Here is a 21,967-nt window from a genome sequence, read left to right on the forward strand (position 1 = left end):
GGCCCGGCCAACGCCACGGGCCGGGACTGGTCTGCCGCAGCCACGCAGACTGGACGAACCCGGGTTGTGCAGTATATGAAAAAAAGTTGACCGGCCCACCGGCCGCTTTTCCTGCCGCAAGGCCGCACCACCTTTTTCTCGGAGAATCGCATGAAAGCCATCCTCGCCCTGGAAGACGGCGCCCTTTTTCCCGGTGAATCCTTCACCGGCCAGGGCGCGGCCGGAGGGGAAGTGATCTTCAACACCGGCATGACCGGCTATCAGGAGGTTTTGACCGACCCCTCCTACCACGGCCAGATGGTGTGCATGACCTATCCGCACATCGGCAACTACGGCGTCAATCCCGCCGACGTGGAATCGGCCAAAATCCATGTGGCCGGATTCATCGTCAAGGAATGCTGCAAGACGCCCTCCAACTGGCGGGCCACGGCCACGCTTCCCGAATACCTCACCCGGCAGGGGGTCATGGGCATCGAGGGCATCGACACCCGGGCGCTCACCCGCCATCTGCGCTTAAACGGGGCCATGCGCGGCTATATCTCCACGGACGTGTCCGACCCCCAGGCCCTGGTGGCCAAGGCCAGGGCCCTGCCCTCCATGGAGGGACTGGGGCTGGCCGACCGGGTCACCTGCGACGGCCCCTACCGCTTCGACGGCGAAAAGCCTGTGCCCGTGACCCTTCCCGACGGCGCATACGCCTGGCCGGGCCCCGGGCCCCGGGTGGTGGTCTACGACATGGGCATCAAGTGGAACATCCTGCGCCTTCTGGCGGACCAGGGCTTCGACGTTTTGGCCGTGCCCTCCACGTTTACCGCCGACCAGGTCAAACGGCTGTCTCCCGACGCCGTGTTTTTGTCCAACGGTCCCGGCGACCCGGCGGCCCTCACCGGACTGGTCGCGGCCACGGCGGTTTTGGCCGACACCTATCCCACGGCGGGCATCTGCCTGGGACACCAGCTTTTGGGGCTGGCTCTGGGCGGCACGACCTTCAAACTCAAGTTCGGGCACCACGGCCTGAACCACCCGGTCAAGGATCTGGAGACCGGACGCATCGAGATATCCTCCCAGAACCACGGATTCTGCGTGGACATCGCCAGCTTAAAAAACGTACGTCTCACCCATATCAATCTGAACGATCAGACCCTGGAAGGTTTTGCTCACGAGATAAAACCCATTATCGCCATCCAGCATCATCCCGAAGCGGCCCCGGGCCCCCACGATAGCCGGTTCTTTTTCCGGCGGTTCCGGGAGATGGTCCGGGAACACACCGGGAAATAGGCGCAAGGCAACCCCATGTCTGCGGAACTCTCCAAGGCTCGGGCTCAGATATCGGCCATCGGCACCCATCTCAAGCAGGGGAAGGTGTTCCCGGCGGCCACCGCGTTGTACGAGGCCATAAATAGCATCCTGCGCTCCCAGCTCATGAAGTCCGAGCGGGAAGAATTCGCCCGGATGATCACCGACGCCGTCTACCTGCTCAATAACGACAAGGGGTTCCGCTCCTCCTACCCCCTGCTCATGCAGTACCATCCGGGCCAGGAGAAACAGTTAGCGGAGATGCTGCGCGACGTGCTCCAGGAGTTGCAGCACACGGCGGTGTCCGAGGCCAAGGACATCATCCAGGAAAAAAGTCAGCGCCGCGAGGCCAGCCTGGAGCGCGGCCGCCTGCTGCTGGCCGAGCAAAAGCACGACGAGGCCCGGGAGGTTCTGGAAAAGCTGGCCAAGGAGCACCCCGACGACTCGGACTTAAAGGCCCGCATCGCGGATCTGTTCATCAAGGGCGAGCTCTACGAGGACGCCTTCACCTACCTCAACGAGGCCCTGGACCTCTCGCCGGACCAGATCCATCTGTACAACCGCATCGGCATCGTGCTGCGGCGTCTGAAAAAGTTCGACGTGGCTGAGAAATATTTCATCCGCGCCGTGCCCTACGCCAAAAACGACGCCAACCTCTATTTCAACCTGGGCCGGGTGTATGTGGACTGGGGGAGGTTCGACAAGGCTGAGAAGGCGGCGCGCATCGCGCTACGCATCACGCCTGCCTTTGACGAGGCCAAAAAGATGCTCAATTTTTCGCTCAAGCGGCAAAATAAGCCCGTGGAGCCGTAAGGCCCGGCCTTCACTCGGCGCTGTTGCGCATTTTTCGCGACGCGCCAACCCCCAGGCCTTCGGCCGAGGCATCGCCAAAGGCCAGAAAGGTGACCATGTTTTTCCCGGAATTTTTCGACCGGTACAGGGCCTGATCGGCCCGCTTCACCGTCTGCTCCATGATCTCGGCCGCCGTCAGGCGATTCCCGGAAAACGTCGCAAAAGAGCTCACCCCGAAGCTGGCGGTGATGTTGAGGCAGCCGCTTTCCAGGCCGATGAAACAGCCCTCCACGTTTTTTTGCAGCTTCTCGGCCACGGCCGCCCCGGCCTCGCGCCCGGTCTCGGGCAGAAGCACGATGAACTCCTCGCCCCCGTACCTGGCCAGGACGTCCGCGCCGCGCAGGGTCCGGCCGAGATTCCGGGAGAACTCCCGCAGCACCGTGTCTCCCACGGCGTGGCCATGGCGGTCGTTGATGCTCTTGAAGTTGTCGATATCGAGCATGATGATTGAAACCGGTCGGCGATGGCGCAGGGCGCGGCGGAATTCCTTCTCGGCGATGGTGAAAAAATAGCGCAGATTGTACAGGCCCGTGAGGCTGTCGGTGATGGCCAATTGGCGATATTTGCTCTCGCTGGCCCGCAGGGCCGCCTGGGACTGGTCCAGCTTTGCGACCATGGCGTTGAAGGTCTGGGAGAACTCCCCCATGAAATCGACTTGTTGGGAAAAATCCCCTTCGGCCACGCGCGAGGCCTGCCAGGCTAGGTGGCGCAGATTGCCCTGGAGCATCTTCAGCGCTCCGGCGAACGCGCCGCGCACGGGAAGCGTCCCCGACAGGTCGCCCTCGGCCAGCCTGACCGCAAAGGCGCTGACCTCCACCAGCGACGAGGCCAATTCCCGCAGGCCTTCCACCGCCTCCAACTGGGGGGGAAACTCCGGTGGCGACAAGGGGTCGCGCACGATCCCGGCCAGATAGCGAACGACCTGGGCCGCCGCCAGCATCTCCCGGCCGGACTCCCAGCCGTCACCAGTCGTATGCGGCAAGACGTTCATGGTTCTACCCGCCGACAATCTCGGCCGTGAACCGGCATGTCCGGTCACCGGTACACCAACAGTCGATCTCTTTGACCACAAACCGCTCCCCGGTGAAGCTATCCAGAAGCGCCGCCAAAAAGCCCTCGTCGTACACGCAGACCTCGTAATCGAGCTCCGGCAGCCCCGAGCAGTCCAGATCCTCGGAAACGGTGATGACGAAGGATTTTTTCTCCAGGTCCGCCTTCTCCACCCGCACGATCCCGATGCCCATCTCCCTGAGGGTGGTCTGCACGGCGCTAATAAATGTCCCGAACTCCTTGATCCCGGTGAAAAACTTCCGGTAGAATTCCTGTCCGGCCAGATATCCGGACTCGTAGAAGATGGTGTCCGTCTTCACCGTGCCGCAGTGCCTCTCGATGACGTCCCGAAAGGCGTATTGCATGAGCCGGTAGACCTCCAGCCGGGTCGTGGGGCCCAGGTTGGGCCGTCCGATGTCCAGGTTGCCGATCAAATCCCACGAAAAAGCGTACTTCCGGTCCTGCATGCTGGCTCCTGTCTCCACGGCGTTTCTCTTTCGATCTCCGGCCCGGGCGAAGGCCCCTCCCTCCCGAAAACGAAAAACCGGCGGCAGCGTCCCGGCGCATTCCGCTTCACAGGCCTGGGGCGGCCATATCCGGCAATCCCCAGGCCCCGGCCAGCCGGTCCCGGGCCTCCCGGGGAAGCTGCACCATGACCGGCGACTTGGCGGCATCGAGAAGCCGCAACAACTCCGCCACCCGGCCGGGCTCCATGGCCGTGCACCCGGCCGTGGGGGAATCGGGGCCGCGCCAGGAATGGATGAAGATGCACGATCCGGCCCCGGGCGCGACGGGATCGGTGTTGTGGGCCACGAACAGGCCGTTTTTATACAGGCCGTCGGCGCGCAACATGCGATCCGGCCCGGACCAGTCCGCAGGACCGGCCGTGCTCTCGTCGAAAACCATGTTGTATTTCCGCGAGTCCGGATTCTCCACGCAGATGGTGTCGGCGGTGACGTGATGCATGGGCATTTTCGGCGAAAACCCCAGGGCCTTCGGGTCGTAGGAAAAGCCCATGGTCAGGGCGAAGGCCCCGGCCGGGGCCTTGCCGTCACCCTCGTGTTTGGCCGGGATGCCGGGCAGGGACGGGCCGTGGCCATGCAGTCCCCGGCCAAAGGCCAGGCCGGTGCGGCCCACGGTGACCGGGAAGGGCCCAATCACCTGCCGCCAGGGCGCGCCATCGCCGTCGCGTTCGAAAAACGCCAGGACGCCGGTAATGCTGTCGTAGTCGCGGGTGACGACCAGCACGAGTTGACGGGAATGGTCCAGGGGATGCACCCGGGCCAGATCGTCCAGACCGGCCGGGGCGGGTCTGGCGACGGCCGCCGGGGAGGGCGGCGCGGCCGGGGCCGTGGGCTTTTTGGCGCAGGAAACCGCCAGGGCCAGACACATGGCCGGCAGGACGGCCGCAACACATCGAAATCCGTACATCGCAAGCCCTCTCACGTTCGTCTGTGCCCCCCGCCAGATACGGCCAAGGACGGCTGAAGCCGGGGGGACGGATGCAATCACAATGCAAACAAACCATACCCCGCGCCAAGAAGCAAGCAGGTCCGGCCACGATTCCTCCCAAAGCCTCCCCGGGCGGCCCGCCCTGGCCGCCGTGACAACCGACCCGATTTATGCGACATCCCCCGCCCCGGACATCTCACAACCCAAAACGCGCCATGTGGATCACCCATCTCAAACTCCTGGCTTCGGTCGTCTTCTGGGGAGGCACCTGGATTTCCGGGCGGCATCTGGCCCAGGCCATGGGACCGTTCTCCGCCGCCTTTTTGCGCTTCGCCCTGGCCTCGGCCTTTCTTGTGTTCCTGACGCGCCGCCTGTCCGGGGGGTTCGCCCTGCCGAAGCGGCGCGATCTGCCGGGCCTGTTCCTTCTGGGCCTGACCGGGGTCTTCGGCTACAACGCCTTTTTTTTCGCGGGACTTCAAACCGTGCCCGCCAGCCGGGCCGCGCTGATCGTGGCCGCCATCCCCACCGTGGTCTCCCTGTATTCGGGGCTGGCCCTTCGCGAACCCTTCGGCTGGGTGCGCATTGCGGGCATCGTTTTGTCGTTTGCCGGGGTGGGCGTGGTTCTGGCCGGGGGCGACCCGGCGGCGCTTTTGCGCGGCGGGGCCAGCCCCGGCGATCTGCTCATCCTGGGGTGCGTGGCCTGCTGGTCGGCCTATACCCTGGCCGGGCGGTCGGTCATGGCCCGGGTGTCGCCCCTTGGCGCCGTCACCTGGTCCTGCCTGCTGGGGGGGCCTTGCTTTTCCCCCCGGCCCTGGGCGGCGGACTTTTTGCGGACATGGCCCGGGCCGGTCTGGCGGACTGGCTGCACCTGGGCTTTTTGGGGATCATGGCCACGGGATACGGCTTTTTCTGGTATTACGAGGGGATAAAAGCCCTTGGGGCCTCCCGGGCCGGTGTCTACATCAACCTCGTGCCCGTGGTGGCCGTGCTGCTCGGCATCATCCTTCTGAACGAGCCCCTGGGCTGGCCCCTGGCCGCCGGAGGCCTCATGGTCCTTTTCGGGGTGCGCCTGGCCCAACGACCAGCCAGACGGGCATAGCGTCCCGGTCCCCGGCCCGCAGCAGCTTGACTTCCCACGCCTCCGGGGCCACCACCAAGGAAACGACGTCCCTTACGCCGAATCCCAAGGGAGGCGACCCATGACGCCCACACGCAAAAAAATCCTGGCTCTGGCCCTGTGCGTTGTCGCCCTGCTCGGTTCCGCCGCGCTTATGGTGCGGCTGGTCATCGACCCGGCCGCCTTCGCCCCTATCGTGGCCGGTTTCGTGCAACGGACCACGGGATTGTCCCTGACCATCACCGGCGGTCTGGGACTGACCTTTTTCCCCTGGCCCGGCATCGAGCTGCGCGGCGCAAGCCTGTCCGATCTCCCGGGCTTTCCCGGCGAACCCTTCGCCAGCGTGGACTCGGCGGACATCAAGGTGCGGCCCCTGGCCCTTTTGCGCGGCGACCTCGAGGTCGAGGGGCTGCGCCTCTCGGGGCTGCGGGTCCGCCTGATCCGGGACAAAGACGGCCGGGAAAACTGGAAGGCCCTGCCCATCGCCAAGGTATCCGTGGAAAAGGATCATGTGGTGGTGGTCAAGACCGACGGCCAAAGCGCCTCGTTCCGCTATCTGGTGCAGACGGCCGAGATGATCGACGCCGGGGTGGCGTTCGAGGACCGGGCCGCCGGGACCGCGTTCTCGGTGACGGACGTGAACATCCAGGCCAAGGATATCCGCCCCGGACAGGCCTTTGCCGCCCGGATGTCCCTGGCCGCCGCCTCCGTGAAACCGGAACTTGCGGCCAAAGTGACGCTTTCCGGGCAATCCATGGTGGATCCCCAGGCCATGCACTTCGCTGTAAGCGACGCCACGCTTCGCCTGGAGGGTCGGGCCACGGGCCTGCCGCTGGCCGCCTACGTCCTCGAAGGCCGGGGCAGCCTGGACTTCTCCGCCGACACAAGCCGTCTTGTCGGCCGCGGCCTGTCCCTGTCCGGCACGGTCTCGGGCGGCCGGTTCCCGGCGGACGGGCTCACGGCCAGGCTTGATGGCTTCGACTTCGACCTGGACTCCGGCGCAGGGACGCTGTCCTGCCCGAAATTCTCCCTGGCCCTGCCCCAGACCGGATTTTCGGCCACGGGCTCGGTCCAGGCGACGCATCTGCATGACACCCCGCGGGGCGCCCTGTCCCTGACCGCCCCACCCTTCGACCTCAAACCGCTTTTGGCCGGATTCGGTTCGCCCCTGCCGCCCCTTGCAGACAAAAACGCCCTGTCCAAGGTGGGGGGTACGATCCGGGCCGCCTCTGCGGACAACGCCGAGGCCCGCCTGGAGGCCGAGGTCTCCATGGACGGTTCCCCCATCCGGATCACGGCCCAGACCACCACCTCCGGCCCGCTGCGCATGGCGGCCGCCGTGGCCGTCAAAACCCTGGCCCTGGACGGCTATCTGCCCCAGACCGGCCCGGCTGCGGGCAAGCCCGCCGCTGCGGCCCACGCGGCAGCCGATGCCCCGCCGACCTTCCCCGGTCCTGGCGGGGCCATCGACCTGCGCCTGACCGCCGAACGGCTGGACGTGAAAAAACTCTCCCTCACCGGCCTGGACGCCGCTGCCGTCCTTCGCCCGGGAACCGCCGAGGTCAGCCGCTTCCGGGTCGGGCTGGCCGGGGGCAGCCTGTCCGGGAGCCTGCGCGCCGATCTGGCCGCCCCGGCCCGAACCGCCTCCCTGCGCCTGGAGGGGAAAAACCTGGCCGCCGGTCCCCTGCTTCTGGCCCTTGTCGGCCGACAGCCGCTCACGGGCACGGCCGCCTTTTCCGCCGACCTGTCCACCCAGACCCGCGATCCGTCGGCCATCCTGGGCGCCCTGTCCGGGAAGGCGGCCCTCTCCCTGACAAACGGCCGCATCCTGGGCCTCAACCTGTCTCCGGAGATTCTATCCTCGCCCATGCGCCTTCTGACCTTCGGCCTGGGCGGCGGGCAGGAGGCGGCAGGCCAGGGCGGCGGCGGAACCCAAATTACCTCGGCCCGGCTTTCCGCAACCATCCAGAACGGCCGGGCGACCACCAAAGACCTCCAGGTGCTGGCCCCGCCCCACAAGGTCACGGGCCAGGGCACGGTGGATTTGCCTGGCAATACGCTGGACATGCGCCTTCTGGCCCAGGTGTCCGGGGTGGCCGACATCCCCGTGGCGGTCACGGGCAGCCTCGATTCCCCCACCGTGACCCCGGACCTTGCGGCCATCCCGGCCGAGGCCGTGACCGGCGCGGCGGGCGCGGCGCTCAAGGCCGTCACCAACCCGGGCGGGACGGCCAAGGGCATACTGGACGCCATCAACCCGCTCAACCTGTTGCCTCAAAAGAAAAAATAAAAGCCATCCCGAATTGCTCCGGGATGACCCTCATATCGACCTCTACCCCGTGCGGACGTCCCAAGTGGGGCCGCGCCCCCTTGGCCGCCGGAGGCTTACCCTCCGGACGCTCCCGCCACGCCTACGGCTTCCTGGCCACCACTTCCAGCTCCACCAGCACGTCCTTGGGCAGCCGGGCCACCTCCACGCAGGAACGGGCCGGATAGGGCGGGGTGAAATACGAGGCATAGACCTCGTTGATGCGGGCGAACTCGTTCATGTCCTTGATGAAAAGCGTGGACTTGACCACATGTTCAAGTCCGAGTCCGGCGGCCTCAAGCACGGCCTGCACGTTTTTAAGGCTCTGGTGGGCCTGCTCCACCACGCCGCCGTCCACGATGCCGCCCGTTACGGGGTCCGTGGGGGTCTGTCCGGACACGAACAACAGTTCCCCGGCCCACACCCCCAGGGAATAGGGGCCGATGGCCTTGGGGGCCTTGTCCGCAACCACGATCTTTTTCTCAGCCATTCCCGTACTCCTTGTTCATTGCGTCGCGCCCTGAGCCTGGAATTTCCCCCCCGGGCGTTTGCGTTTGGGTTCCCACTTGGCGATCATCTGGCCCACGCTCTCCACCTGGGACGGCTCCATCACGGCAAATATCCGGTCACGCACGGCCTGGGCGTATTTCTGGTCTTCCTCGGGGATGTTCCCGGCCCGCACAGCCAATTCGGCCCAAAAAAAGGCCTTCATGTCGTTTTTGGCCACGCCCTGGCCGGAAAAAAACAGTTCGGCCAAAAGGGCCTGGGCCTGGGGCTTGCCGAAAAGCGCCGCCTCCTGGAGCCACTTGGCCGCCTCGTCGAAATTCTGAGGCGCGCCCTGGCCGTAATAATACAGCTTTCCCAGCAGGTATTGGGCGTCGAGGGAGCCGCGATCCGCCGCCCGGCGGAACCACTCGACAGCCTTGCCCTGGTCCTGGGGCACGCCCTGCCCGGCATAGTACATGGCCGCCACCTGATTTTGCACGGTGACGTCCCCGGCCTCGGCCAGGGGCAAAAACTCCCGAAACGCCGTGGAATAGTCGCCCTCGCGGTAGGCCCGCTTGCCCTCTTCCAGCCCGGCCTGGGCCGGGATGGCCGAAAACGAGGCAAGATACGCCAAAAGGAGCGCGCCGAGAACGTATCGGCCGCGCCTGCGGGATGCGGGGAAAAGCCTCATGGCCGGTTCAGCACTCCGTGGATTTTTCCAGGGCGCCGTCTGCCGCAACGGCCCCGGCCCCCACGATGAAGTGGCGGTAGATGAAGACCGACACGGGCACGCCTAAGAGCATGCCCCACAATCCGAAAAAGACATGGCCGAGATAGACGATGATCAGGATCAAAAGCGGGCTGATCTTGAACACCACGGAGATGATCCGGGGATTGAGGACGTAGGCCTCGAAAAGATGCACCAGCACGACCATGACCAGCGCCCAAAAAACAAGCGTCGGGCCGCCGGAGTTGAACGCCACGAGCAGGATGGGCGCCGAGGAGATGAACACCCCCAGGACCGGGATCAGGCCGCAAAAAAAGACCACCGTGCACAGCAGCACGATGGGATGGATGCCCAGCACCCACAGCCCCACTGCGGTCATCATGGTGTTGGCCAGGGCGATGAGCATCTGGGCCTGGAAGGCCGTGCCCACGGTCATGGCGAACTGGGCCACGCTCTCGGCCATGATCTCGTAGAAATCCTTGAGCCGGGAGGTGCGCAGGGCCGCCGTCTGGCGGCGCAGGGCGGGAAAGTCGAGCAGGATGAGGAAGCTGAACAGGGTGCCCAGAAGGAAATAGGACACATAGCTGGTGACCTGGTTGAACCAGCCCACCACCACGTTGAACAGTCCTTCCAGGTCCGTGCCAGCGATGTTTTCCACGGACAAAAATTTTTTGATGCGCACCACGGGCACGGCCATGTCCGGCGACTGCACGGCGGTCTTGTCCAGGAACTGGGACAGTTTGTCCATCATTTCCGGGAGCTTTTGCACAAAGGACCGGGTCTCGAAGACCAGCTTCGGCAACACGAACGACAGGATGGTGACGATCACGGCCAAAAAAATCAGATAGACGGCGATGGTCCAGACCACGCGGTGTATCCGGGTCCGGGAGCACAGCCAATGGATGACGTTGTTGAAGGTGAAGCACAGGATAAACGTGATAAAAAGCAGCCCGAACAGGCCATAGGACCGGGCCACATAGACCAGGGCGAAAAAAAGAACCCAGATGAAGATCATCTTGTTGGTTCGGATGAACTGGACAATGTCGAAGGGCATGGCGCGCTTCCTATCACAAAGCGGGTTACCAGACAATGACGGCGAAAACGCCGTACCATTCGAGGGGGAAATCCGTCCTGAACCTTTCCGACCTCGCAACGGCCGAGAAAAGATCAATCATTGCTTGCTCTTGTTTCACAGCAGACAGGCCGCTTCGATCCGACCGGTCTGTTTTCCAGTAAGCAGTTCAGTCCTCGGCCATGGCGGCGGTGAAAATCATGCTGGGGACGGCGGCTCTTTGCGGCCTTCGATTCCGGCGAAGGCGTTGTGATTGTGGATGGATTCATGACTCTCCACCTCCACGGAAAACCAGGCCACGCGCGGATGCCCCGACAGGGCGTTGGCTACGGCCCGGGTCACGTCTTCCACAAAGGCCGGTTTGGCGAAGGCCGCCTCGGTGACGAACTTCTCATCCTCGCGTTTGAGCAGGGCGTGCACCGGAGAGGACGCCGCGCCCTCGGCGATCTCGATAAGCTCCTCCAGCCACACGAATCCCCGCCCCCGGCAGCGGATGCGCACCACGGCCCGCTGGCTGTGCGCCCCCTGGTCGGAAATGGCCAGGGAGCACGGACACACGGTCATCACCGGCACGTCCACCCCAAGGGTCAGGGTGAAGGCCCCGCCCGAAAGCTCGCCCGACACCATGCACTCGTAATCGAGCAGTCCCGCAGCCCCGCTCACCGGAGCGGCCTTTTTGGCGAAATAGGGGAATCGGAAGGTCAGATGGGCGTTCCCGGCCTCCAGACGGCGGGCCAGATCCAGAAGAAGCACCTTGAAGGCCCCATAATCCAGAACCCCGGCCCAGCTTTCCAGGGCCTCCACAAAGCGGCTCATGTGGGTGCCCTTGAAATCGGCGGGCAGATCCACGGAAAGCTCCACGCTGGCCACCGTGTGCTGCCGCCCGCGCTCCCGGTCCCGGACCAGCAGAGGAAGCTTGATGCCCCGGATCCCCACCCTGTCCAGGGGGATGGGCACCTCGGCGGGCCCGCTTTGCACGTCTTGCATGTCTGCTCCCGGTTGGCGTTTCAAGAGGATGGCCCGGGAGCGGCTGGCGAAAACATCCCCGGCTCCGGGCGAGGGGCCATGATAGACCACTATCGCCCGGGAATCGACCCCCCGGAATGCGCCTGCCGGGATGATCAGCTAGACGATATCCTGGCCGGTGGTGGTCAGGGTCAGCTTGCCGTGCTTGACGCCCTTGGTGGAGATGAGTTTTTGCGACAGTTTCTGGATCTGCTCCCCGGGGCCGCGCAGGATGAGCACCTCCAGGCAGTTGTGATGGTCCAGATGCACGTGCAGGGCCGAGAGGATCAGGTCGTGGGTCTCGTGCTGGATCTCCGTGAGGCGCTGGGCCAGGTCGCTTTGATGGTGGTCGTACACCAGCGACAACACGCCCGCGATCTCCCGGTCGGTCTGCTCCCATTCCTTTTGCACCAGGACGTTGCGGATGAGGTCGCGGATGGCCTCGGAGCGGGTTTGGTAGCTTTTGTCCTGGCACAGCAGGTCGAACTTCTCCAACAGTTCGGAGTTGAGCGACACGCCGAAACGGATGGTCTTGCCCATGTCTGTTCCTCCGGCGACCCTAACGGGTCAGCTCCCACAGGTTGACGGTGGTCTGGTAATGCTGAAACGGCACCTTGGCCGAAAACAGGCGCGTGACCTGGAAACCCGCCGCTGCAAATCCGGCCCACACCGGCTCGGACACCTTGCGCTCGGGCTCGGCCAGCCAGATGCGGCCTCCCGGGGCCAGAAGCGTGGGAAAAAGCGGGGCCAGGGGGGCGTGAAACCGGGTTTCGTACAGGATGTCGCTGCCCCACAAAAAGGGAAACGTGCCGGGACGAAAGGCCGGGGCGCGCCAGTCCATGCGCGTGAAAAACGGTACGTCCAAAAGATTGCGGGCGGCGTTTTTCCTTGCCTGGGCCACGGCCCGCCACTCGTAGTCCATGGCCGCCACCCGGGCCCCGGCCGCCGCACCGGCCATGGCCGAAAGCCCCAGGCCGCAGCCCAGCTCCAGGCACAACTTTCCGCAAATGTCCGCACGTCTGGCAAAAAGCCATTGGCACAGAAGCAGGCTGGCGGGCCACAGCTCGGCCCAATAGGGCATGCGCTCGTCCTCGCCGAAATCCTCGTCTCCAACCCTGGCCCACAGGGCTTCCATGTCCTCTTCCCGGGCCAGGCGAAAGACCCTCCCGTTCAGCCGGATCTCCAACACCTCCCCGGCCCAGGCGGGCGGGGGGCCGTCGAACACGGGGGCGAACCCCGCAGGGATCTGCGGCGGGAAGGCGTCGAGTGCGTTTTTCATGGCGTATCGCCCTGGAAATCACCTTTTCTCCACCAGCAAGGCCAAAATCCGACACACGAATGGGGCCGCTGGTTCAAAAAGGTGTTACTCCCAAAACCGGACGCCTGCAAGCGCCACGGCGCAAAGTACGGACAACAACACTGCCACGTCCGGGCCAAGCCCCCGCTTTTCGCCCATTTTCAGGCAACGGGCGCGACGCTGGCGGGTTGTGTTTTTTGGGCCACTTGATACAACCCCCCCATGTCCGCCGTCATGACCGCTGCTTTCGGCCTGCCTATGCCCAACCTATCGAGGAACCCTATGAAACTGTCCCTTGCCGCCGCATCGTCCCTTCTCAAAGTCGGAATCGCCGCCCTATGCCTCGGCGCCTTTCTCCTGGTCCTGCCGCAGACCGAGGCCCGGGCCATGGCCAAACGTCCGGCCAAGACCCCGGCCATGGAGCAGGCCGACACCCTCATGCCCGAGACCCTGAAGGCCGATGTGGACCGCATGGCCGGTGAATACCGGGAAATCAAGGGCCGCCTGCAAGAGGCGGACAACCGGCTCATCGATGTCGAACGCCGCATCGCGGCCGAGACCACCCAGGCGGGCAAGGACGCCCTGTCGTCCCTGCACGCGGACGTCAAGGCCGAACAGGCCCGGCTCATCCAGGAGGCCGAGGAAAAGAAAATCGAGCTCGACTACCTGCGTGAGGTGCTTAAGACCAAGATCAAGGAATATCGGGACTAGCCGTCCCGTAGCGGCCGCGCCTGCGGGCGTTGACCGGAAAGACCGTACCGAAAACGGCCCGTCCCGGAAGGGGCAGGACGTTTTTCCGCCGCCGGGGCGCGATTCCATGCCAGGACCGCGCCCCGGGGCCGTTTTCCCGCCTCAAGCCCGGGGCCCCCGCCTTCCGGCCGGGGATACGCCGGAACGCGACGGCCGTCCGGCTATCTGGCCGCCTCCCCCTGCCCGTCCTGCAACAGCAGCATAACCGGGCTCGTATTCACGGGCGGCGTCTCTCCCAGGTCGCGCACGCAGCGTACGAACACGCTGGAGTCCGTTTTCAGCTTCATATGCGTCTGGCCGCTATATCCGACCCAATACCATGCGTAGCCCACATCCTCGGCATACGTCGATCCTGACCAGTAGGAAGCGCCGTAGCTGGGTTCCGTAAAAAGCGGATCCATGGCCGGAGCGCCCCGGGAATAGTCCGCGATGGACTGCAATTCCCGGATGTTGGGCAGCCGCCAGTCGGTACGGCCCGCCGTGGTCCGGGCCTCGCAAGAGGCCAGGGCCTGCTTCCAGGTCATGCCCGCCGCGCTTGCCGACTGCTCCCAGACCAGGGCGTTGGCCGCGTCGGTGAGCGTGCCGTCGCCGTTGTCCGTGATCGCCGCCGCAGGCACGGTCCCGCCCCGGACGCACCGGACCCGTAGCGAGCCCTCGGGCGCCGCATACCACGAATAGCCCACGCACATCATGGCCCGCCACTGATTGCCCGACACGAATGCCGTCGGCGTGGCGGTCCACCAGGGAGCGGACACGGAATTGGGAAACGCGGCGGTGTCCACGGCCGGCCTGGCCTTGGCTGCGTCCACCAGGGTCAGGGTCTCGGCCAGGGTGGACAGCCGCCAGTCCTCATGGCCGCCCAGGACAAGCGACCCGCAGTACGCCTGGGCCTCGGCCAGGGTCCGATAGGTCGTCTCCATGGGCTGCTGCCACATAAGCCCGGTGTTCTGGTCCGTAACCGTGCCGTCGCCGTTATTGTGATAGGATAGCCCGGCCCCCTTCCGGTAGTTTCCGTCCTGCCCGTAGTACTCCTCCCCGGGTTGCGGGCAGGGTATGGCTACAGTGTCGTTGTAGCAGGAGGAAATCCCGGTGGCGGGCAACGTCCAGGCCCGGGCGGGTCCGGACAACGTCAGGTGGAAAAGGGCCGTGAACAACACCAAAATCCGCCATGGCCGGGAGCATGGCGCATGGCCGCACGAGCACGACATGGAGAACCTCCCGGTTTGCGATGCGTCCGGGATACGTACACCAGTCCAGCTGGGTCTTCAACTCCACTGGCGACACGGAGCGAAAACGACATGCAACGCCGGGTCGTGTTCCGGTGGAACGGGTTGCACGGTCTTGGCCTGCATGGATCGGAACGAAAACGGCATGCGGGAACCGGGGATTTACCGGGTCGCGAATCACTCCTCCTGCAAGAGGAGCAGGAGCGAGGCGGCCTGCTGCGCCCCGGGCGCAGACGGCAGGCGCACGCACCGCGCGTACAGGGCCGCGGTCTTGTCCTCCCCGGCGGAAAAGCCGCTTTGGAAGTTCACGTGCCAGGCCACCCCCGGATACGTGTCCACGGTGGAGGACGTCCAGGTGTCGAATCCGGCGCTCACCAGGGCCGCAACGTTCAGGGCCGGATCGTACAGGGCGTAGTCCGCCAGGGTCCGCAACTCCATGACGTCCGGCAGCCTCCAATCCGAATACCCGCCCGTGGTCCTGGACTGGCAGTAGGCCAGGGCGGCCTGCCAGTTCATGGCCGAGGCGCTGCCCGTGCGCTCCCACATCCGGCCTGTGGCCGCGTCGGAAACGACCTCCCCGTTTACCGTGTAGGACGGCCCGGCCAGCCCCCCTCCCCGTACGCATCGGGTGTAGAACCCCTCGGCCGCGCCGTAGAACTGGGAAACGCCGTACCCGAAATGCACGTCCCAGTATGCGTCGGCATAGCCCAGGTAGGTGGCGCCCGACCAATACTGCCCTGTCGAGCCCACAAGCGGCGCGGCGAAGGCGGGCTTGTTCAGGCTGTAGTCGATGATGGTGATCAGTTCGCGCTGGGCGGGCAGACGCCAGTCGGTCTGGCCGCCCAGATCCAGGTCCGCGCAGTAGGCGACGGCGGCGGCATGGGTCCGGGCCACGCCGTCCGGCGTCTTCTGCCAGATAAGCCCGGTGACCTGATCCGTCACGGTGTCGGCGGTCTGGGCGTAGGTGTGGGGCGTGCCGGGGAAATTCCCGTTCTGTCCGTAGAAGGCCTCTCCGGACGAAGGGCAGGGAATTTCCGCCGTGGCGTCATAACAGGCCGCGATGCCCGTGCCCGGAACGGACCAGGCCGACGTCTGGGAGACCGACGCCAGGAACCACAGCACCGCAAGGAAAGCCGCGTGTATCCGCATGCTCCACCTCCGATTGTGACTCTTCTTCGGCGTCTTCTCTCTATCCTATTTCGGCCCTACACGTCCATCTCTCTCCGTATCGTCATTGTCTGTTTGCAAGTCATCCAGAAATTATTTCGCAAAACATGTGCGCATAACAAAAAAATTCTTCTCCCAGACTCATCGCTAAATCGTTTATTGTCACACGGCGTCCCGAAAACGGCAGGCTCTCCCTAGCTGCCCGCCTCCCGAATGATCTTCAACACGGCATCCCTCCGCAGTTCGAGAATCAGCATGAACACCTCGCTGCCCCTGTGCCGTCTTTCCCACCATTCGGGATCGGCCAGGGCCAGGATGGCGTCGGCCGCCGCCTCGCGTTTTTCGCGCGGCACGGCGCGCAGCCGGGTCAGGCACATCTCCCGGGCGTCGGCCACTTTGTCCGTCCGTGTCAGCATATCCTCGCCGTATTTTTTCACTGGCCTCTCCAAAGCTTGCGGTTGCGGGCGTTCCCGGAGACACGGCAGGGCGGTTCGGAGTGGATCAAAAGGGGCCCGGCCAAAGAGATGCGCATGGCAGGGAGATATCCGGGCTCCGTCGAAAAGGGAAGGTCCGGTGGACCGGGGTTGGCGCGGGATCATGGAAATCACTGCGACCGCCGGGAGACAATCGCCAAAAATCATGCCGGAAATCCGTCTTCCCGGTGAAATGGCGACATCTCCCCTTGTCCTGGAAAAGTTCTTCCGGCACAAGGGCCATACGCCATGACGGTTCCTCCTCGAATTGGCCATGGCCAGGCCCGGCAGGGAACGCCGACCCTGCCGGGCCTTTTTTCAGCCGACAACGGCAAACCAGACTGTCCATCCTCCTGCGATCCTGTTCGATACGCGGGCACCAGGCGCATGAACATCACTGAGCAGAGATGTAATGGTTCCGATTCCCCTGCACCTGGAATATGCGATCATCCCGCGTCCTTTCCCATGCATCGGGGGGGTCGGCGGCAGCCCATTCCAGAAACATTGTTTTCTGCGAATCCTCCAACGCAATCCCATACGTCTCGGCCATGTAAAGCCATACCCTCGCCACATCTCCGCGTATCGCAGGCCTTGGTTCCGCAAATCCATCCCTTATTTCAAAGTCACATTGACCATAGACTCGTTCCTCACCATCGACAATTCCATACGGATGATTTGACCTATTATTATTAAGCTCTCCAATACTTGGAGCCAGATTATGTAAATCAGCTTCAATTGCCTTAAATAAGGCATCAACTTTTGAACAGCATTTTCTTCCTTTGTATGTCCTTCCATGTTTAACACAATTAACATTTCCACTTGTCCAACATTCTTTCATGTGTCCAAAATAGTATGCAGGTACAATATGTTCCCATTCAAGTCTCGACCCGCGCTTCCTGTCACTTTTACACACATATCCACACTCTTCATTATGAATTCTTCCACCGGAACGACCAGCCCTTTCATAACTGCAATCACAATAGAGCGTCTTCATGTGATCCATATAAATCTTCTCGCGTGCAATCTGTTTCGCTGCATCGAACGATGAAATCGGATCCCTCGGAGACTCGGCCCAGGAAACAGCACACAATGCACTTAAGATCATAAAAATTCGAATGATTTTCATTTCAGCACTCCTGCTCATTGTTGTTACACGCAAAAGCCGGGCGCCAGCCATAAAAATCAGGCAAATTTTAATTTCTCAAGTTTGCCCTTATCCTGGAATTACCTCACTCCGATTGAATGACAAGGAATAATCGCACATTCGAATATATGCCTTGATATTTAATGGCATATCATATCAAAATTGCACTCAAAACAATTACTATGTTTTATACGTTGGGCACCAACTTCCTTCAAAAATACAAATTTACGTCTTATCATGGCAAAGTTATTAGAAAATTATTACACGCCTCGCTTTTTATCATACCAGAAACGATGGTTGAAAAGACAGGCGAGAGACAAAAAAGGGACATCGCGCGGATGCCCCTTTGCGCATCCCCACAGATTGTGGCCGTGTTTGTATTCAGCCGGACCTGACCGGACCAATCCTCGACATTTCACCGTATTTTCGCATGTCCCAGGTTGCTGACAGGAAATTCTCCGCAATCTCAACCCAGAGGACAGGATGTGTCCTCCGTCCCGGGAATTCTGCAAAACCGGGTTGGAGGACGGCAATTTTCAGGCACATTCGAACGCCAGAACCAGGTGCTCCTGCAGAAACGCCCCTCCTGCGAACCGGCAGCCCCCCCGTTGCCCACCGATAAACCCAATCGCCGAAATTCACGGCCGCAAGCAGCACGCAGCCGTCTGGGCCACATGGGGACGCTTGCCGGAATCCCAGATTGACGCTGACGGGAATTTGCGTAGAGAGAGAAGCTGGCGCAGGCGGTGAAGCCGGGAAGCTACGGACTCGTGGCCGCTTGAGAAAAAATTGGGTTGTGCAGGGACAACGGAGCGTTTCCCAGGCAGGAATGAACGAGGACATATGACCGAGATCAATATTTCGGATCTGTTTCAGGCCGCAATCCGGGTGAAACGATCAGAGATCACTGCGGAGATCTATTCCTGGAGCAGGGGCATGGTCCAATCGGGCCCATTCCGGGGCATGCGTATTCTCCAGGCCTCATCCTGGGGGGACGGCGACCTCTGTCCCAAGATTCTCGGAACATACGAATCCGAACTGCATTCCTGCCTGAACCTCTGGATCAAGACGCCGCCTGACAGCGTCATCAATATCGGCTGCGCCGAGGGGTATTACGCCGTAGGCCTGGCGAGGCTTTTCGACCGGGCAATCATCAAGGCCTTCGACATATCGCCAGCCGCCCGGGATCTGTGCCAACGCAACGCAACGCTAAACCGCGTCCAGGACCGAATCATCGTCGAAGGGCTGTGCTCGCCGGATATTCTGGATGGCGCGTTGCGCGGTTCCCTGCGCCCGGCGGTCGTCTGCGATTGCGAAGGCGGCGAGTTGGAATTGCTCGACCCGGTGCGTGCGCCGGGTCTTTCCCGGTGCAATATTCTGGTGGAATGCCATGACTTCGTGAATCGTTCCATCAGCGAAACGCTTGTGGCGCGGTTTCAGGAATCACACGTCATCGACGTCATCCCCGAAGGCCCGCGCGACCCCAACCGCTTCACACCGCTACGCCGCATGCGCAGCATGGACCGGTGGCTGGCGCTCTGCGAGTTCCGGCCGGAATCCATGAACTGGCTTTTCATGCGCCCACGGAACGTCGCCCCCACCGAGGTCGCAGACAAAAAGACCGGACAGCTCCACCAGGATTCAATCCAGGAAGAACCATCCGGTATTCTTTGAAATTGGTGCGAGAGGGGGGACTCGAACCCCCACGCCGAAGCGCTGGAACCTAAATCCAGTGCGTCTACCAATTCCGCCACTCTCGCACGCGCGAAGCGGTCCCCTGTAGCGCATCCGGCCCGGCCGGACAACTCTCAAATGCCCCGGTCGCGAAAACGCCCCTACAGCGCCGCCAGGAGCAACTCCAGCTTGGCCAGGACGTCCGCCGCATCACGGCCTAAAATCCGGATCATGGGCTCCTTGCCCGCCTCGCCCGGGTCGCACACCGCGTCCACGGCCCCCGGGTCGGGATGGGCCGAAAGGGCCGCGTGGGTACCCCATTCCAGGCTGCTCCCCTCGCGCTCCTTGATCTCCCGGGGTTCATCGGCCCGGTTGAACCAGGCCGCCGCAAGCCCGGCCCGGGACAGGGCCGCCAGGGTGCGGGCATTGTAACGGACGTTGACCGCGCAGGCCACGTCCGGGACCACCGCCGCCGCCGCCAAAACCACCTTGGCCATATGCGAGGAGGCCCCGAAGGCCGGGCCGGCCGGGATGTAGACCGAGCCGTCGCGGCCCCGGGTGATGCGCCCGGCAAAGGCCGCCACATCGCCCACAGCCGCAGGCCAGGGCGCGGCCAGGGCCAGGTTCATGGACACCTCGGGCACAAGCGACGCCAGGCCCGGCATGGCCAAAAGCCGCCGCGCCGCCTGGCGCAGCTCGTCCAGGACGAACAGTCTGACCCGGGTGCGCAGATACGGGGCCAGATGATGCGGCGGCCCGGTTCCGGCCCCCAGATCGTAGGCCGCCCGCAGGCACAGATGCAGATAGTCCCTGGCCTTGGCCACGGCCGTCTCCAGGTCCGCCCCCAGGGCCAGTTGCGCGGCGATGGCCGCCGAGAGGGTGCAGCCCGTGCCGTGGGTGTTTTTCGTGGCCACATGCGGCCGGGAGATCTCCACCTCGCGGCCGCTTGAAAAAACCAGCAGGTCCGTGACCATGCCGTCATTTTGTGCGCCGTGGCCGCCCTTGAGCAGCACCGCGTCCGGCCCCTTGCGGCCCATACCACGCATGTCCAGGATGCGCCGGGCGGCCTGCCGGGCCGATTCCCGGTCGCACACCGCGATCCCGGTCAATTCCAGGGCCTCGGGCAGATTGGGGGTGACCAGGGCGGCCAGGGGGATCATGCATTCCCGCAGGGCGCTTACGGCCTCGGGCTCAAGCAGCCTGGCCCCGGACTGGCTGACGCACACGGGATCGACCACCAGGGGGAAGCCCGCCCCGGCCAATCGCTCGGCCACGGCCTCAATGATGGGCGCGCAAAAAAGCATGCCGGTCTTGGCCGCCCGGATGGGAAAATCGGACAAGACGGCATCAAGCTGGGCGGCCGCGAACTCCGGCGGCGGGGCGTGGATGCCGGTGACCGCGGTGGTGTTCTGGGCCGTCAGGGCGGTTATGACCGAAAGGCCGTAGGCCCCCTGCATCATGAAGGTCTTGAGGTCTGCCTGGATGCCCGCCCCGCCGCCGGAGTCGGAACCGGCCACGGTCAGGACGCAGGGAGGGGACAACGTGGGTTGGATGCGGTTCATGCGCCGGATTCCTCCTCAAGCCCTTCGTCGCTTTCACGAATCTTTCTGATGCTTAAGCCGCTTCGGGCCAAAACCAGCACGCCCAGAAGCGTCACCGGGATGTATTGCAGCATGTGCAGCACCACACCGGCGGCCAGGGCCTGCTCCTTGTCCACGCCGAAAAGTCCCAGGGCGAAGACCACCGCCGCCTCGAAGACCCCGAAGGCCCCGGGCGAGGACGGCATGGCCATGCCCAGGGCCGACAGGACGAAGACCGCCATGGCCTGCCCGGCCGTCAGGGGCAATTGGGCCGCCCACAACAGGAAAAAATAGGTGACGGCCGCATAGAGCAGCCAGCACAGGGCCGTGTACAGCCCGAGCACGACCAAATAGCCCGGGGTCACCCCGTGCAGGATCTGCAGCTTGATGTCCGCCAAAAAGGCCGACAACCGGGCCGAGGGCATGAGGTCGATGATCCGGCCCACCAGGTTCGGGAAGGCCCGGACCATGAACAGCGCCGCCCAGATGCCGCCCACCACGGCGGCCAGGGGCACGAAGGCCAGGTTGACCTTGAAATGGGCCGCCACCACAAGGCCCATGGCCAACAGGGCGTTGAGATCGAAAAAGCGCTCCCAAAAGACCATGGTCACGCCCTTGGACAGGGAAAAGCCGCCCGCCCGGCGCAGGTAAAAGGCCTTGGCCAACTCCCCGAGCTTGGCCGGGATGATGTTGTTGATGGCCATGCCCAGGAAAAAGGCCTTGGTGCACAGCCACACCCCGGCCGAATAGCCGGTGAGGAAGTTGAAGCGCAGGGCCATGGCCCCATAGCTCAAAAACGAAAAGGCCCCGGTGAAAAACAGCGGCCACAACGCGTAGCCGGACAAGGCCTGCCACAGGAGGGCGAAGTCGATCCCCCAGAAGGCGTAGACCAGACAGGCCGCCACCAGCCCGAAGCGCAGGGTGAAACTGACGGTTTTTTTTACGAGCATGCGTCTTTTTCCGTGGATGCGGCGTCTCCGGGCATGGTTCTCCGGGAAACCGCCGCACCCCGGCTAGCGGTTTGGTTCTTAAAAAATACGCAGGCATTTTTAAGAAAAAATTGACTACAGACTGTTGCTTCAACAGTCATGTCCGCCCAAGTCGAGGACACGGCCCTCATGTTGCGTTCGGTCATTTCCGTTATGGTCTGGCAAATAGCAACATCTTGAATTTCTGATTTTTCTTCACAAAAAAACAAAAAACGTCTTTGTGTGGACGCCACACCAGTGGCGCCTCCTTGAAAAATACGCCCGTCTTTTTCAAGAAACAAAGTCTTTCATCCCGTTGTTTC

Annotated in this window: 21 protein-coding genes, 1 tRNA gene and 1 pseudogene; 6 read left to right on the top strand and 17 right to left on the bottom strand. The window is 63.4% G+C overall.

Going from position 1 to position 21,967, the window contains the following annotated elements; all coding sequences use genetic code 11:
* Positions 1-150: 150 nt before the first annotated feature.
* Together carA and GD606_RS06660 are read left to right on the top strand one after the other, a co-directional pair.
* Positions 151-1,278, top strand: coding sequence for a glutamine-hydrolyzing carbamoyl-phosphate synthase small subunit (carA, locus tag GD606_RS06655; protein ID WP_163302580.1), 1,128 nt, complete (start codon positions 151-153; stop codon positions 1,276-1,278).
* Positions 1,279-1,293: 15 nt separating this feature from the next.
* Positions 1,294-2,109 carry a tetratricopeptide repeat protein gene (locus tag GD606_RS06660; RefSeq protein ID WP_163302573.1) on the top strand — a complete coding sequence of 272 codons (816 nt, stop codon included), beginning with the start codon at positions 1,294-1,296 and terminating at the stop codon, positions 2,107-2,109.
* 10 nt (positions 2,110-2,119) lie between these two features.
* On the opposite strand, the gene GD606_RS06665 is transcribed toward GD606_RS06660, so the two are convergent.
* The 3 genes from GD606_RS06665 to GD606_RS06675 form a co-directional block, all read right to left on the bottom strand.
* Positions 2,120-3,139 carry a GGDEF domain-containing protein gene (locus tag GD606_RS06665; protein WP_163302570.1) on the bottom strand — a complete coding sequence of 340 codons (1,020 nt, stop codon included), beginning with the start codon at positions 3,137-3,139 and terminating at the stop codon, positions 2,120-2,122.
* Between the two features lie 4 nt (positions 3,140-3,143).
* Entirely contained in the window at positions 3,144-3,665 is a 522-nt protein-coding gene (locus GD606_RS06670; RefSeq protein WP_163302561.1) for a V4R domain-containing protein, read from the bottom strand.
* Between the two features lie 106 nt (positions 3,666-3,771).
* Positions 3,772-4,629 carry a L,D-transpeptidase family protein gene (locus GD606_RS06675; RefSeq protein ID WP_163302559.1) on the bottom strand — a complete coding sequence of 286 codons (858 nt, stop codon included), beginning with the start codon at positions 4,627-4,629 and terminating at the stop codon, positions 3,772-3,774.
* Between the two features lie 236 nt (positions 4,630-4,865).
* On the opposite strand from GD606_RS06675, the pseudogene GD606_RS06680 reads away from it, so the two are divergent.
* Together GD606_RS06680 and GD606_RS06685 are read left to right on the top strand one after the other, a co-directional pair.
* Positions 4,866-5,749: pseudogene (locus GD606_RS06680) on the top strand (DMT family transporter).
* Positions 5,750-5,849: 100 nt separating this feature from the next.
* The gene (locus GD606_RS06685; protein ID WP_163302555.1) at positions 5,850-8,057 is read left to right on the top strand and encodes an AsmA family protein; all 2,208 of its coding nucleotides are present in this window, start codon (positions 5,850-5,852) and stop codon (positions 8,055-8,057) included.
* A 121-nt stretch (positions 8,058-8,178) separates the two neighbouring features.
* Here GD606_RS06685 and GD606_RS06690 read toward each other — a convergent pair whose 3' ends face one another.
* The 6 genes from GD606_RS06690 to GD606_RS06715 form a co-directional block, all read right to left on the bottom strand.
* Positions 8,179-8,565: a RidA family protein gene (locus tag GD606_RS06690; RefSeq protein WP_163302553.1), complete on the bottom strand. Its 387-nt coding sequence runs from the start codon at positions 8,563-8,565 to the stop codon at positions 8,179-8,181.
* A 15-nt stretch (positions 8,566-8,580) separates the two neighbouring features.
* The gene (locus GD606_RS06695) at positions 8,581-9,252 is read right to left on the bottom strand and encodes a tetratricopeptide repeat protein (protein WP_163302551.1); all 672 of its coding nucleotides are present in this window, start codon (positions 9,250-9,252) and stop codon (positions 8,581-8,583) included.
* 7 nt (positions 9,253-9,259) lie between these two features.
* Positions 9,260-10,342, bottom strand: a complete 1,083-nt coding sequence (locus GD606_RS06700; RefSeq protein WP_163302550.1) for an AI-2E family transporter — start codon at positions 10,340-10,342, stop codon at positions 9,260-9,262.
* Between the two features lie 216 nt (positions 10,343-10,558).
* Positions 10,559-11,347: a GTP cyclohydrolase FolE2 gene (folE2, locus tag GD606_RS06705; RefSeq protein WP_163302549.1), complete on the bottom strand. Its 789-nt coding sequence runs from the start codon at positions 11,345-11,347 to the stop codon at positions 10,559-10,561.
* 138 nt (positions 11,348-11,485) lie between these two features.
* On the bottom strand, positions 11,486-11,905 hold the full coding sequence (gene nikR / locus GD606_RS06710; protein ID WP_163302547.1) for a nickel-responsive transcriptional regulator NikR: 420 nt from the start codon (positions 11,903-11,905) through the stop codon (positions 11,486-11,488).
* Positions 11,906-11,924: 19 nt separating this feature from the next.
* Complete coding sequence (locus GD606_RS06715) at positions 11,925-12,644, bottom strand: class I SAM-dependent methyltransferase (protein ID WP_163302546.1); 720 nt, start codon at positions 12,642-12,644, stop codon at positions 11,925-11,927.
* Positions 12,645-12,944: 300 nt separating this feature from the next.
* Here GD606_RS06715 and GD606_RS06720 point away from each other — a divergent pair, with 300 nt between their 5' ends.
* On the top strand, positions 12,945-13,373 hold the full coding sequence (locus GD606_RS06720) for a hypothetical protein (RefSeq protein ID WP_163302545.1): 429 nt from the start codon (positions 12,945-12,947) through the stop codon (positions 13,371-13,373).
* 200 nt (positions 13,374-13,573) lie between these two features.
* Here GD606_RS06720 and GD606_RS06725 read toward each other — a convergent pair whose 3' ends face one another.
* From GD606_RS06725 to GD606_RS06740, 4 genes are all read right to left on the bottom strand, one after another.
* Entirely contained in the window at positions 13,574-14,620 is a 1,047-nt protein-coding gene (locus GD606_RS06725) for an Lcl C-terminal domain-containing protein (RefSeq protein WP_163302543.1), read from the bottom strand.
* A gap of 195 nt (positions 14,621-14,815) precedes the next feature.
* Positions 14,816-15,787 (bottom strand): Lcl C-terminal domain-containing protein, encoded by a 972-nt coding sequence (locus tag GD606_RS06730; protein ID WP_163302542.1) that lies wholly within the window; start codon positions 15,785-15,787, stop codon positions 14,816-14,818.
* A 212-nt stretch (positions 15,788-15,999) separates the two neighbouring features.
* A complete protein-coding gene (locus GD606_RS06735) occupies positions 16,000-16,221 on the bottom strand; it encodes a hypothetical protein (protein WP_163302540.1) in 222 nt (73 codons plus the stop codon).
* Positions 16,222-16,672: 451 nt separating this feature from the next.
* A complete protein-coding gene (locus GD606_RS06740) occupies positions 16,673-17,404 on the bottom strand; it encodes an endonuclease (RefSeq protein ID WP_163302539.1) in 732 nt (243 codons plus the stop codon).
* Between the two features lie 861 nt (positions 17,405-18,265).
* On the opposite strand from GD606_RS06740, the gene GD606_RS06745 reads away from it, so the two are divergent.
* Positions 18,266-19,096 (top strand): class I SAM-dependent methyltransferase, encoded by an 831-nt coding sequence (locus GD606_RS06745; protein WP_163302537.1) that lies wholly within the window; start codon positions 18,266-18,268, stop codon positions 19,094-19,096.
* A gap of 3 nt (positions 19,097-19,099) precedes the next feature.
* Here GD606_RS06745 and GD606_RS06750 read toward each other — a convergent pair.
* The 4 genes from GD606_RS06750 to GD606_RS06765 form a co-directional block, all read right to left on the bottom strand.
* A tRNA-Leu gene (locus GD606_RS06750) sits at positions 19,100-19,182 on the bottom strand.
* Positions 19,183-19,257: 75 nt separating this feature from the next.
* Positions 19,258-20,658, bottom strand: a complete 1,401-nt coding sequence (gene thiD, locus GD606_RS06755; RefSeq protein ID WP_246299002.1) for a bifunctional hydroxymethylpyrimidine kinase/phosphomethylpyrimidine kinase — start codon at positions 20,656-20,658, stop codon at positions 19,258-19,260.
* The gene (locus tag GD606_RS06760) at positions 20,655-21,626 is read right to left on the bottom strand and encodes a lysylphosphatidylglycerol synthase transmembrane domain-containing protein (RefSeq protein WP_163302536.1); all 972 of its coding nucleotides are present in this window, start codon (positions 21,624-21,626) and stop codon (positions 20,655-20,657) included. Before GD606_RS06760 ends, thiD begins: the two co-directional genes overlap by 4 nt.
* Positions 21,617-21,946: a hypothetical protein gene (locus GD606_RS06765; protein WP_163302535.1), complete on the bottom strand. Its 330-nt coding sequence runs from the start codon at positions 21,944-21,946 to the stop codon at positions 21,617-21,619. Before GD606_RS06765 ends, GD606_RS06760 begins: the two co-directional genes overlap by 10 nt.
* Positions 21,947-21,967: the final 21 nt, after the last annotated feature.

The organism is Desulfolutivibrio sulfodismutans DSM 3696 (assembly GCF_013376455.1).
In the GTDB taxonomy this organism is placed as follows: Bacteria; Desulfobacterota; Desulfovibrionia; order Desulfovibrionales; family Desulfovibrionaceae; genus Desulfolutivibrio; species Desulfolutivibrio sulfodismutans.